Origin of the sequence: Nocardioides sp. QY071 (genome assembly GCF_029961765.1) — a bacterium.
GTDB lineage: Bacteria > Actinomycetota > Actinomycetes > Propionibacteriales > Nocardioidaceae > Nocardioides.
The window spans coordinates 1,071,941-1,083,728 of the sequence record NZ_CP124681.1 but is presented as its reverse complement, the minus strand read 5'-3'; the positions used below and the strand labels follow the sequence as shown (position 1 = coordinate 1,083,728).

Here is an 11,788-nt window from a genome sequence, read left to right as displayed (position 1 = left end):
ACTCAAGGAACTCGAGCGCTCAGCACCAGCGCGTCGGTCCCGTCCCTGTAGTAGCGCGGCCGGCGCCCGAGCTCGGCGAACCCGTGCCGCTCGTAGAACAGCCGCGCCGCGAGGTTGTCCTCGCGGACCTCGAGCAGCAACCGCTCTGCACCCCCGTCGGTCGCGGTCGCGCGCACGGCCGACAGCAGCGCGGTCGCGACGCCCGTGCGCCGCAGCTCCTCGGGCACCGCGATCCGCTGCAGCTCGGCGTCCACGTCGACCACGCTGACCACGGCGTAGCCGGCGAAGGCGCCAGCCTCCTCGGCGACGAGGTAGGCAACGGTCGGCAGCGCACCGCCGACCCCCTCGCCGACGAGGTTCTCCGACCAGGGGTCGAGCGGGAAGGCATCGGCCTCGAGCGCGACGATCGCCGCGACGTCGGCGACCGCCGCGGGGCGGGTCGTGGTGGTCATCGGGCCGGCGCGACGGCGTCGGGGCGCCGCAGGTAGAGCGGCTCCGAGCCCAGGACCGTGAACCGGTCGGCGACCACGCCCCGCGCCAGCCAGGCCGCGTCGGGCCGCTGCGGGCCGCGCGCGTCGGGGAACGCCTCCGGGTAGAGCCGGGCACCCTCCCCGACCACCGGCCCGGTCGTGGCGAGCACGGCGGGCTTGTCGACGACCGGCTCGTCGAGGCGAGCGCCGCGGGCGTCGTACGAGGCGAGGTAGACCTCCTTGCGCCGGGCGTCGGAGGCGACGACGAACGCGCCGTCGACCGCGCCGGTCTCGACCGCCTCGAGGGCGAGCGCGTCGAGCGAACACACCCCGTGGACGGGTACGCCGAGCACGTGGGCCATGGTGCGCGCGGTGACCAGCCCGACGCGGAGTCCCGTGAACGGGCCGGGGCCGACCCCGACGGCGATGCCGGTCAGGTCGGCCGGGCGGGCACCGGCGCCGGACAGCACCTGCTCGATGAGCGGGGCGAGCTGCTCACCGTGCTTCATGCCGCGGTCGGAGGTCGCCGCGGCGACCACGTCGGTCCCATCGTGCAGCGCGACGGTGACCGTCGAGGAGGCGGTGTCGAAGGCGAGCAGCACCCTCCGAGGCTAGGCCATGTCCTCCGGGCCGGGGCCGGGTGGCTACTGCCAGGCCTTCACCCAGTCGACGACCAGGGTGGAGGTGTCCGGCATGCCGGGCGCGCGGGCGTTCCACCCGCCGCCCCAGATCTGGGTGAACACGAGGTAGAACGGCCGGTCGAACGGCTGCGGCGCGACCAGGCCGGCCGGCGTCCAGGCGTGGGTGAAGCACAGGCTGCCGTCGTAGTAGAAGCGCATCACGCTCGGCGTCCACTCGACGGCGTAGTCGTGGAACTCGGTCGACGAGGTGGGCATCGCGCAGGAGAAACCGGTGCTCAACATGTTGTTCTCGCCGGCGTAGTGCACCGAGGGGTAGACGTTCGCGGGCCGGGCGCTGAACCACTCGGCGACGTCGATCTCGCCCGAAGCGGGCCAGCGGCCGTAGGCCTGATCCTGCGGGTAGAGCCAGAACGCGGAGTGCGCACCGGCGGTCCCGGCCTCGGCGGGCATCTTGAGGCGGGCCTCGAAGCGCCCGTAGGTCTGGGTGAACCGGGACCGGGTGACCACGGTCGAGGCCTCGGTGTCGGTGGTGAAGTCGCCGTACGGACTGCGGCACACGAACGGCTCGTCGAGCACGGTCGCGGTGAGCCGCAGGTGGCCGGACGCGACCGCGATGGTGCGGTCGTTGTCGACGTAGCAGGAGCCGCTCGCCGTCGTCATGCCGCTGAACCAGGTCTCCTGGGCCATCCAGATCGCGGGGTCGAGCGTGGTGCCGTCGAAGTCGTCGCGGAAGGTGCAGGCGTAGTAGCCGCCCTCGGCGCGCTCGGGCCGCACGCCGCAACCGTCGCTGGGTGCAGGCGGTTTCGGGGTGGCCGGGGCGCCCGGTGCGGGCGGCGTCGGCACGACCCGGCGGGTCTTGCTGACCTTGCCGCCGGCCACGACCCGGTAGGTGCGCGGGGTGTCGGGATAGGGGACGGTGATCCGGAAGACGCCCTTGCGCGAGGCCCTGTCCTTCCCGACGGTGGTCCAGTACGACGGCCCGCGGGCCTGCAGCCGGACGACCTGGCGCGGCTTGGCCCGGCCCTTGAACACGACACTCTGATGGGCCGCTCGCGACGTCACCCGGTCCAGCACCGGCCGCCGGGACTCACCGGCCACGGCCGGGCCGTCGACGAGTCCGACCGCGGTGGCGACCAGCACGGCGACCAGCGCGGCGGACAGCAGCACTCGCAGCAAACGCATCGTTGGTTCCCCCCAAGATTCCCTCGGTCATCACCGTAGGAATCGGAGAGGGGTCGACGGATCGGGTGCGCGGCCCGAGTCCACTGCACCCGACGGGCCATCGGATCCGGGCCGGGGTCCCTGAAAGTAAAGGACGAAGGTCCCGTGCGGCGCTCGGCCTGCTCAGCCGAGCTCGCGGAGGTCCGTCTCGAGCCAGCGGGTGCCGATGCCGTCGAGCTCGACGAGGCGCGGATCGGCCTCGGGGTCGGCGGCCGTATCCCCGGTCGCGCGGGTGATCCGCACCTCGAGCCGGTCCTCGGCCAGGCCCTCGGCGATCCCGGTCCCCCACTCGACGACCGTGACCGCCTCGTCGAGGTCGGTGTCGAGGTCGAGGTCGTCGAGCTCGGCCTGCCCGCCGAGGCGGTAGGCGTCGACGTGGACCAGCTCGGGCCCGGCGCCGAGCGCGGGGTGCACCCGGGCGATGACGAAGGTCGGCGAGGTGATCTGGCCCCGCACGCCGAGCCCCTCCCCGAGGCCCTGGGTGAACGTCGTCTTCCCGGCGCCGAGCTCGCCGCTGAGGACGAGCACGTCGCCGCCGCTGAGGTACGCCGCGACCCGCCTCCCCAGGGCGCGCATGTCGTCGGCACCCGGCACGTCGACGATCACCGGCGCGGGGCGCGCCATCTCGACGTACGGCGCGTGCCGGCCGGTCTCGACGAAGCCGAGCTCGCGCCAGAAGCCGATCGTGCGCGGCAGCTCCTCGCGGGCCAGCAGCCGGACCCGCCGGGCGCCGGCGCGGGCGATGTCGAGCAGCGCGGCGCGGACCAGTCCGTGGGCGAGGCCGTGGCCCTGGGCCGCCGGGTCGACGCTGACCCGGCGCAGGTAGACGGCGTCGTCGACCGGGTCGAGGACCAGGGCGGCGACCGGACGGCCGTCGTCGAGGGTCAGCAGCCCGCCGCTCGGGGCGAGCATCGCGGCGATGGAGTCCTCGGTCTCGGCCAGGGCGTCGGCCGGCGGGTCGAGGACCGGGCGGTCCGCGAACGCCGCCTTCACCACGGCCAGCACCTCCGCGGCGGCCTCCGGGCCGACGCGCCTCGTCTCCACGCTCATCGCGTCGCTGCCCTCGCGGATGCGGCGGTGATCAGCTGGTCGAGCTCGGCGTTGACCAGCTCGTGGCGCTCCATGGTGACCATGTGGCCGGCGCCCTCGCACTCGAGCAGCCGCGCCCCGGGGATCCGGGACTGCAGCTTGCGGGAGTGCCCGATCGAGGTGATCCGGTCGTCGGTGCCGCAGATGACCGACGTGGGCACCCGGCCGAGCACCTCGACGAAGTCGAACTTGTCGAGGCCCGCGAAGTGCGGGAAGAAGTCGGCGACCACCTCGAAAGGGGTGGCGGCGAGCATGTCGTCGACGAACTCGACGTACCCGCGCGGCACGTCGCTGCCGAACGCGAACCGGTCGGTGGCGACCGTCGCGACGGCGCTGCCCGCGCGGCGCAGCGAGTCGATGGCGCGGTGGCCGAGGTGCAGGGTCCGTACGGCGCTGCTGGTCATCGGGCCGGCCAGGCGGGCGGGCAGCATCGGCAGCAGGATCCGGCTCGGGTCGAGGCCGCCGGCGGTCGTCGAGATCAGGCCGGCGCCGACCACGCGGGTGCCGACCAGCTCGGGGTACTGCTCGGCGAACGCGACGATGGACATCCCACCCATCGAGTGCCCGACCAGCACGACCGGCCCGTCGGGGACGACCTCCTCGAGCACCCGGTGCAGGTCGCGGCCGAGCTGGTCGATGGTCGAGTGGGCGCGATCGGAGTTGCCGGAGCGGCCGTGGGAGCGCTGGTCGTAGTAGACGGTGCGGACCAGGCCGCGGTACGCCGCGCGCTGGAAGTGCCAGCAGTCGAGGTTGAGGCAGAAGCCGTGGACGAAGACCACGGTGACCGGGGGCGTGTCGCCCTTGGTACGACGCAGCAGCCGCTCGACCGCGCCACCCGAGGCGGCGACCGGCTCGACCTCGTCGACCTCGACGTGGAGCGGCAGGCCGTCGTCGGCGACCACGGTCACCGGCGTCGAGTGCAGGCTCCCGAAGGGGATCTCCTCGCCCGCCCGCCGGCTGATCGCCCGCTGCTGGCGCAGGATCCCGACGGCCGCCGTACCGGCTGCGACGCCGAGGGCGCCAGCGAGGGACCCGACGACCCGGCCGCGGCGGCTCATGCGTCGGCTCCGTCGGCCTCGGAGTCCACGTAGTTGCGGGACATCCGCCCCCCGATCCTGGTGACGATCTCGTAGTTGATGGTGCCGCACGCCTCGGCCCAGTCCTGGGCGGTGGGCCCGCCCGCGGAGGGCGGGCCGAGGACGACGACCTCGCTGCCGACCGCTGGCCGGTCTCCCCCGAGGTCGACGACGACCTGGTCCATGCAGACGGTGCCGCGGATCGGCCGCCGCTTGCCGTCGATGCCGACGGTGGCCGCCTCGTCCGGGGCGCCGGGCCGGCTGGCGTTGCGCGGGATGCCCTCGCCGTACCCGACCGGGACCAGGCCGACCGTGGTCGGCTGCTCGGCGACCCAGCGCTGGCCGTAGGAGACGGCGTCGCCGGGTGCGAGGTCCTTGACCGAGAGCAGCGGCGCGGTCACGGTCATCGCGGGCACCAGCCCGATGCCGGTGTCCTGCCCGGGCGCCGGGTCGAGGCCGTAGACCGCGATGCCGCAGCGGACCGCGTCGAAGCGGGAGGAGGGCCGCAGGATCGCCGCGGCGGAGTTGGCGAGGTGGCGCAGCCCGGGGCGCAGGCCGTGCTCGTCGGCGAGGGCGAGGGCGTCGCGGAAGGCCTGCTCCTGGCGGTCGTTGGCGGGGTGGGCCGGCTCGTCGGCGCAGGCGAAGTGGGACCAGATCCCGGTGATCCGCCAGGTCCCGGCCTCCTCGCCAACCCGGGCCCGGGCGAACACCTCGGCCCAGTGCGCGCGCGGCGCGCCGTTGCGGGACAGTCCGGTGTCGACCTTGAGCTGGACCCGCGCCGGGGCGGTGCGGCTCGCGAAGGCGGCGGCCATCGCGTCGAGGTCGGCCACGCTGTGGGCGGTCAGGTCGATGCCGGCGTCGGCGGCAGCGGCGAGGTCGCTGTCGGGCCCGTTGAGCCAGCACAGCAGTGGTCCCTCGACGCCGGCGGCGCGTAGCGCCAGCGCCTCTTCGACCGTCGCCGTCGCCAGCCATTCCGCGCCGCCCTCCCGGGCGGCCCGCGCGCACTCGACCATGCCGTGGCCGTAGCCGTCGGCCTTCACCACGGCGATCAGGGGCACGCCGGCCGTGGCGCGCAGCAGCCGCGCGTTGGCCCGGACCGCCGCCAGGTCGACGACGATCCCGGCCGGGCCGAGGGGCGGGCGCTCCATCGTCCTATCGTCCCACCAAGGTCCCGAGGACCGCCGGGAGGGCCGCGGCCACGTCACTCGCGACGATCAGCCCGTCCTGGGCGGCCCGGGTCGCGGCGGCGCCGTGCAGCCAGGAGCCGGCAGAGGCGGCGTCGAACGGGTCGAGCCCGGCCGCCAGCAGCGCGCCGACCAGGCCGCCGAGGACGTCGCCGGCGCCCGCGGTCGCGAGCCAGGGGGTGCCGGTCGTGGTGACTCGGGCCCGTCCGTCGGGGCGGGCGACCACCGTGTGGCGGCCCTTGAGCAGGACGACGGCGTCGAAGCGGTGGGCGGCCAGTCGGGCGTGCTCGAGCATCCGCGCCTCGACCTCGGCACGCTCGACGTCGAGCAGCCGGGCCAGCTCGCCGGCATGGGGCGTGAGGACCACCGGGCGGCCCCGGGTGGTGCCGGCGAAGGCGATCGCGTCGGCGTCGATGACCAGGGGGACACCGTCGGCCAGCGAGCGGCGTACGGCGTCCTCGGCTCCCGTGTCACTCCCGGAGCCGACCACCCACGCCTGCACCCGGCCGGGGCCGACCACCTCCGGATGGGCGGCGCGGACCTGGTCGAGGGCGGCCGGGTCGCCGTCGTACCGGACCATGCCGGCGAGCCCGCACGCCGCGCCGGAGACGCTCAGCACGGCGGCGCCGGGGTAGGCGGCCGAGCCGGCGCGGACGCCGACGACGCCGCGGGTGTACTTGTGGGCGTCGGGCGCGGGTCGCGGGAGCAGTGCGGCGACGTCGGCGGCCTGCAGCGCCTCGACCTGCGCCTGGGGCAGGTCGAGGCCGATGTCGACCAGGTGGATCGCCCCGCACGCCTGTGCCGCGGGGTCGAGCAGGTGGCAGGGCTTGTGGGTGCCGAAGGTGACCGTGAGGTCGGCGGTGACGTGGGGGCCGTCGGTCTCGCCGGTGTCGACGTCGACGCCCGACGGGGTGTCGACCGCGACGACCGGGATCCCGGCCAACAGCTCGAGTGCGTTCGTTGCCTCCGGGCGCAGGCCGGCGCGTCCGCCGATGCCGACGATGCCGTCGACGACGACGTCAAAGATGTTGCGGTTTGGGACCAAACCGCGGGGATTCGGGGGCTGAGCATGCTGTCTCTGCCCAATCGATGACCACGGGACGGCCCGGCCGCCGGCAGCCCGCAGCGCGTCCACGCCGCCCCGATGGGCTGCGTCGGACAGCAGCCACGCCTCCACCTGGACCCCGCGCCGGGCGAGCAGCGCGCCGGCGTACAGCGCGTCGCCGCCGTTGTCACCGGACCCGACGAGCAGCAGCACCCGGCGGCCGTAGGCGGTGCCGAGCAGGTCGAGCACGGCGTACCCCAGGCCGGCGGCGGCGCGCTGCATCAGCGCACCCTCGGGCAGCCGGGCGAGCAGGTCTGCCTCCGCGGCGCGGACCTGCTCGACGGTGTGGGCCCGGATCACGACTCGAGCACCACCACGGCCGAGGCGATGCCGCCGTCGTGGGTCAGCGAGAGGTGCACGGAGGTGACGCCGAGCGCGTCGGCCTCGGCGAGCACCGTGCCGCGGATGACGAACCGCGGCCGACCGGAGTCCTCCGAGACCACCTCGGCGTCGTGCCACGACATCCCGCGCGGGGCGCCGAGGGCCTTCGCGAGCGCCTCCTTGGCTGCGAACCGGGCCGCCAGCGAACGGATGTGGAGGTCGCGCTCGGCCTCGGTGAAGAGCTTGGTCACCAGGGCGGGGGTGCGGCGGCAGGACTCCTCGAATCGGGCGATCTCGCACACGTCGATGCCGACGCCGACGACAGGCACGGCTACTCGACCGTGACGGACTTGGCGAGGTTGCGCGGCTGGTCGACGTCGTGGCCGAGCACCGTGGCCAGCTCGCAGGCGAACAGCTGCAGCGGGACGATCGAGACCAGCGGCTGCAGCAGCACGGGCACCTTGGGCAGCCGGATCAGCGCGTCGGCGTACGGCTCGATCGAGGTGTCGCCCTCCTCGGCCAGGCAGATGGTGCGGGCGCCGCGGGCGCGGACCTCCTGGATGCCGCTGAGCATCTTGCCGTGGAGGTGGTCGCGACCCTTGGGGGGTACGACGCACAGCACCGGCAGGCCGTCCTCGATCAGCGCGATCGGGCCGTGCTTGAGCTCGCCGGCGGCGAAGCCCTCGGCGTGGAGGTACGCCAGCTCCTTGAGCTTGAGCGCGCCCTCGAGCGCGACCGGGTAGCCGGCGTGGCGGCCGAGGAAGAGCACCGAGCGGGTGGTCGCGTGGTCGGCGGCGAGCGCGTAGACCTGCTCGGCGGTGTCGAGGACGGTGTCGATGTGGTCGGGCATCGCCTCGAGGTGGCGCATGATCTCGTCGATCTCGTCGCCGAACCGGGTGCCCTTGACCTGCGCGATGTAGAGCGCGAGCAGGTAGCAGGCGACCAGCTGGGTCAAGAAGCCCTTGGTCGAGGCGACGCCGATCTCGGGGCCGGCGTGGGTGTAGATCACGGCGTCGGACTCGCGCGGGATCGAGGAGCCGTTGGTGTTGCAGATCGCGAGCACCTTCGCGCGCTGCGAGCGCGCGTGGCGGATGGCCTGGAGGGTGTCGGCGGTCTCGCCGGACTGGCTGATCGCGACGATCAGCGTGGTCGAGTCGATGATCGGGTCGCGGTAGCGGAACTCGGAGGCGAGCTCGACCTCGACCGGGGTGCGGGTCCAGTGCTCGATGGCGTACTTCGCGACCATGCCGGCGTAGAACGACGTCCCGCACGCGATGATGATGATCTTGTCGACGTCGCGCAGCTCCTCGTCGGCAAGGCGCATCTCGTCGAGCTGCAGCTGTCCGGACGGCGTACGACGGCCGATCAGGGAGTCGGCGACGGCACGGGGCTGCTCGAAGATCTCCTTGCGCATGAACCAGTCGTGGCCGTCCTTCTCTGCCGACGAGAGGTCCCAGTCGACGTGGAAGTGGCGCGCCTCGACCGGGCGGCCCCAGAAGTCGGTGACCTGGACGGCGTCGCGGGTCATCACCACGATCTGGTCCTGGCCGAGCTCGAGCGCCTCACGGGTGTGCTCGATGAACGCGGCGACGTCGGAGCCGAGGAAGTTCTCACCCTCCCCCAGCCCGACGACCAGCGGGGAGTTGCGGCGGGCGGCGACGACCTTGCCGGGCTCCTCGGCGTCGATCGCGACCAGGGTGAACGCGCCGTCGAGCTTCTGGCAGACCCGCTGCATCGCGGTGGTCAGGTCCTCCCCCGACTGCACCTGCAGCTCGAGCAGCTGGGCCACGATCTCGGTGTCGGTGTCGGACAGCAGCTCGTGGTCGTCGGCCTCGAGCCGGGCCCGCAGGTCGAGGAAGTTCTCGATGATGCCGTTGTGCACCAGCGCGACCCGTCGCGCGGGACCGGTGTGGGGGTGGGCGTTGACGTCGTTGGGCGGGCCGTGGGTGGCCCACCGGGTGTGTCCGATGCCGACCTCGGCAGTCGGGATCGGCGTCTCGCCGAGCACCTTCTCCAGGTTGGCGAGCTTGCCCGCCCGCTTCTCGACGGTCAGTGTCCCGTCGTGGACGACGGCGATGCCGGCCGAGTCGTACCCGCGGTACTCCAGCCGCCGGAGACCGTCGATGACGGCGCCCTCGGCCGACTGGTGTCCGACGTACCCGACGATCCCGCACATGGTCGGCCAGTCTAGGCGCCGTCCTCCCGACCCGCGTCGTCCGGATCAGGGACGCGCCGCAGGCACCCCCGGGAGCGACTGGAACAATCGGCGCCATGACGACGGGCACCCCGGCGGACACCCACCACGGCGAGGACTCGTCGCGGGAGGCTTCGCCGTACGTCGAGCTGGACCGCGCGACCTGGGCCGACCTGGCCCACGAGTGGCACCAGCAGGGCAGCCCGCTGACCAGCGACGAGGTCGTCCGGCTGCGCGGCATCGGCGACTCGCTCGACCTCGACGAGATCCGCGACGTCTACCTGCCGCTGTCCCGGCTGCTGTCGCTGCGGGTCAACGCCGCGACCCGGCTGCACCACGAGCAGGAGCAGTTCCTGCACCGACGCACTCCCCCGCGCACGCCCTTCGTGATCGGCCTCGCGGGGTCGGTGGCGGTCGGCAAGTCGACCGCGGCGCGCGTGCTGCAGCAGATGCTCGCCCGCTGGCCCGAGCACCCCAACGTCGCGCTGGTGACCACCGACGGCTTCCTCTACCCCAACGCCGAGCTCGAGGCCCGCGGCCTGCTCCAGCGCAAGGGCTTCCCCGAGTCCTACGACCGGCGCAAGCTGCTGAAGTTCGTCATCGACATCAAGTCCGGCATCGACGAGGTCGAGGCGCCGGTCTACTCCCACCTGGTCTACGACGTGGTCCCCGAGGAGAGGGTCGTCGTGAAGCGGCCCGACATCGTCATCGTCGAGGGCCTCAACGTCCTGCAGCCCGCCCGGGTCCGCGAGGACGGCCGCACCGGCCTGGGCCTGTCGGACTTCTTCGACTTCTCCATCTTCGTCGACGCCAACACCAACCACATCCGGGAGTGGTACGTCGACCGCTTCCTGCGCCTGCGCGAGACCGCCTTCCGCGACCCCAACTCCTATTTCGCCCGCTACGCCGCGCTCAGCCACGACTCCGCCGTCGACGAGGCGCGCCGGATCTGGGACTCGATCAACGGGCCCAACCTCGCCGAGAACGTGCTGCCCACCCGCTCGCGGGCGACGCTGGTGCTGCGCAAGGCCGCCGACCACGCGGTGCAGTACGTGCGGCTCAGGAAGATCTGAGGTCCGCAAGCGCGTACGTCGCACGCACGATCCTCTTCCCGTCCTCGTCGCGGACGGTCAACCGCGCTCCGGTCGCCCGGTCGGCCACCGGGAACCCACCGGCGCAGGTACCGCTCGGGCACAGTCCGTCGTACTCGCTCACGGCCTCGTGCTGCTCGACGTTCACTGTCCCGTCGGCCGCGACGGTCCGGTGGGTCCGGGCCACGTCGTCGGAGTACCTGCCGTCGACCGCCAGCTCGAGCTCGACCGTGACCGACGCACCGGCACTCAGCCCCCGGGCCCGCACGTCGAACCATCGGCAGGCGACCTGGACGTCCCTGCCCTGCACCGTCACGACGTACCCACACGCGCCGTCCACCGGGATCAACCGGGCTTCCGGCTCGACCCTCGGCGTCCCGGTCGTCACCGGATCCCGGGCCCCGGCCGCCGGCGGATCGTCGCGCCCCAGCAGCCACCATGCCCCGGCTCCGAGCACCGCCACCAGCGCCGCGACCGCGAGCAGGACGGGCCACACCCGCCGTCGTACGGGCTCCGACCCGGGCAGGACCACCGGCGCAGTCGTGACGGTGGCCGGGGCGGTCGAGACCGGCGTACCCGCCGCGATCCACGCCCGCAGCGCCTCGGCGGCCTCGCTGGCCGTCGGGTACCTGTCCTCGGGCGCCTTCGCCATGCACCGCGCGACGATCGCGTCGAGACCCGCGACCCGCTCGAGCTCGGGCGGGAGCTGCGGGACCGGGTCGTTGATGTGGGCGCTCGCGGCCTGGAAGCTGGTGCCGTCGTAGGGCGGCCGGCCGGTCAACAGGTTGTAGAGCAGGCAGCCGAGGGCGTAGACGTCGGTGGCTGCCGTGGCCGCCTGACCGAGATGCCGTTCGGGAGCCATGAACGGCGGGCTGCCCGGGACCCCGCCGGTGACGGTGAGCCCGCCGTCCTCGGCGGTCGCGATGCCGAAGTCGGCGAGGACCGGGAGCAATCGCTCTCCACGCCGCCACAGCAGCACGTTGCCCGGCTTCACGTCGCGGTGGACCACGCCGGCCGCGTGCGCGTCGGCGAGGCCCTCGGCGACCGCGGCGGTGACCTCGGCCGCGAGCCGCGCCGGCATCGGGCCGTGCTGCTCGAGCCAGCCGACCAGATCCCCGTCGGCGTGGAAGTCGGTCACCAGGTAGAACTGGCCGTCGCTGCTGCCGTAGTCGAAGACCACGACGATGTGCGGCGAGCGCACCCGCGCGAGGATCGCGGCCTCGCGCGCGAAGCGCCGGACGAACTCCTGGTCGACCAGCTCCTGGCGGATCACCTTGACGGCGACGGTGCGACCGAGCACGCGGTCGCGCGCGCGGTACACGACGCCCATGCCGCCGCTGCCGACGATCTCGAGCAGCTCGTAGCGATCCGCGATCACGCCGAACATCACGCAGCG

The 11,788-nt window shown here is 73.6% G+C and carries 11 protein-coding genes; 1 reads left to right on the top strand and 10 read right to left on the bottom strand.

Going from position 1 to position 11,788, the window contains the following annotated elements:
* Nucleotides 1-2: 2 nt before the first annotated feature.
* The 9 genes from rimI to glmS all read right to left on the bottom strand — a co-directional run bounded on the left by rimI (nucleotide 3) and on the right by glmS (nucleotide 9,283).
* A complete protein-coding gene (rimI, locus tag QI633_RS05150) occupies nucleotides 3-452 on the bottom strand; it encodes a ribosomal protein S18-alanine N-acetyltransferase (RefSeq protein WP_141800118.1) in 450 nt (149 codons plus the stop codon).
* Nucleotides 449-1,072, bottom strand: a complete 624-nt coding sequence (tsaB, locus tag QI633_RS05145) for a tRNA (adenosine(37)-N6)-threonylcarbamoyltransferase complex dimerization subunit type 1 TsaB (protein WP_141800119.1) — start codon at nucleotides 1,070-1,072, stop codon at nucleotides 449-451. Before tsaB ends, rimI begins: the two co-directional genes overlap by 4 nt.
* 42 nt (nucleotides 1,073-1,114) lie before the next feature.
* Nucleotides 1,115-2,293: a glycoside hydrolase family 16 protein gene (locus tag QI633_RS05140; RefSeq protein WP_160158334.1), complete on the bottom strand. Its 1,179-nt coding sequence runs from the start codon at nucleotides 2,291-2,293 to the stop codon at nucleotides 1,115-1,117.
* A gap of 162 nt (nucleotides 2,294-2,455) precedes the next feature.
* The gene (gene tsaE / locus QI633_RS05135; protein WP_141800121.1) at nucleotides 2,456-3,382 is read right to left on the bottom strand and encodes a tRNA (adenosine(37)-N6)-threonylcarbamoyltransferase complex ATPase subunit type 1 TsaE; all 927 of its coding nucleotides are present in this window, start codon (nucleotides 3,380-3,382) and stop codon (nucleotides 2,456-2,458) included.
* Entirely contained in the window at nucleotides 3,379-4,479 is a 1,101-nt protein-coding gene (locus QI633_RS05130) for an alpha/beta hydrolase (protein WP_141800122.1), read from the bottom strand. Before QI633_RS05130 ends, tsaE begins: the two co-directional genes overlap by 4 nt.
* Complete coding sequence (gene alr / locus QI633_RS05125) at nucleotides 4,476-5,645, bottom strand: alanine racemase (RefSeq protein ID WP_282428325.1); 1,170 nt, start codon at nucleotides 5,643-5,645, stop codon at nucleotides 4,476-4,478. Before alr ends, QI633_RS05130 begins: the two co-directional genes overlap by 4 nt.
* 4 nt (nucleotides 5,646-5,649) lie before the next feature.
* A complete protein-coding gene (locus QI633_RS05120; protein ID WP_282428324.1) occupies nucleotides 5,650-7,086 on the bottom strand; it encodes an NAD(P)H-hydrate dehydratase in 1,437 nt (478 codons plus the stop codon).
* Nucleotides 7,083-7,436 (bottom strand): holo-ACP synthase, encoded by a 354-nt coding sequence (locus tag QI633_RS05115; RefSeq protein ID WP_141800125.1) that lies wholly within the window; start codon nucleotides 7,434-7,436, stop codon nucleotides 7,083-7,085. The genes QI633_RS05120 and QI633_RS05115 overlap by 4 nt, the downstream gene beginning before the upstream one ends.
* Nucleotides 7,437-7,438: 2 nt before the next feature.
* Nucleotides 7,439-9,283: a glutamine--fructose-6-phosphate transaminase (isomerizing) gene (gene glmS, locus QI633_RS05110; protein ID WP_282428323.1), complete on the bottom strand. Its 1,845-nt coding sequence runs from the start codon at nucleotides 9,281-9,283 to the stop codon at nucleotides 7,439-7,441.
* A 95-nt stretch (nucleotides 9,284-9,378) separates the two neighbouring features.
* On the opposite strand from glmS, the gene coaA reads away from it, so the two are divergent.
* A complete protein-coding gene (gene coaA, locus QI633_RS05105; RefSeq protein WP_141800127.1) occupies nucleotides 9,379-10,374 on the top strand; it encodes a type I pantothenate kinase in 996 nt (331 codons plus the stop codon).
* On the opposite strand, the gene QI633_RS05100 is transcribed toward coaA, so the two are convergent.
* A complete protein-coding gene (locus tag QI633_RS05100; RefSeq protein ID WP_282429284.1) occupies nucleotides 10,361-11,779 on the bottom strand; it encodes a serine/threonine-protein kinase in 1,419 nt (472 codons plus the stop codon). The two genes, coaA and QI633_RS05100, sit on opposite strands and share 14 nt — an antisense overlap.
* Nucleotides 11,780-11,788: the final 9 nt, after the last annotated feature.

Excerpts from the sequence above, each read along its gene's own strand:
- QI633_RS05100 (WP_282429284.1), bottom strand. The coding sequence starts at position 11,779 with ATGTTCGGCGTGATCGCGGATCGCTACGAGCTGCTCGAGATCGTCGGC.
- glmS (WP_282428323.1), bottom strand. The coding sequence starts at position 9,283 with ATGTGCGGGATCGTCGGGTACGTCGGACACCAGTCGGCCGAGGGCGCC.
- rimI (WP_141800118.1), bottom strand. The coding sequence starts at position 452 with ATGACCACCACGACCCGCCCCGCGGCGGTCGCCGACGTCGCGGCGATC.
- QI633_RS05130 (WP_141800122.1), bottom strand. The coding sequence starts at position 4,479 with ATGAGCCGCCGCGGCCGGGTCGTCGGGTCCCTCGCTGGCGCCCTCGGC.
- tsaE (WP_141800121.1), bottom strand. The coding sequence starts at position 3,382 with ATGAGCGTGGAGACGAGGCGCGTCGGCCCGGAGGCCGCCGCGGAGGTG.
- QI633_RS05140 (WP_160158334.1), bottom strand. The coding sequence starts at position 2,293 with ATGCGTTTGCTGCGAGTGCTGCTGTCCGCCGCGCTGGTCGCCGTGCTG.
- coaA (WP_141800127.1), top strand. The coding sequence starts at position 9,379 with ATGACGACGGGCACCCCGGCGGACACCCACCACGGCGAGGACTCGTCG.
- alr (WP_282428325.1), bottom strand. The coding sequence starts at position 5,645 with ATGGAGCGCCCGCCCCTCGGCCCGGCCGGGATCGTCGTCGACCTGGCG.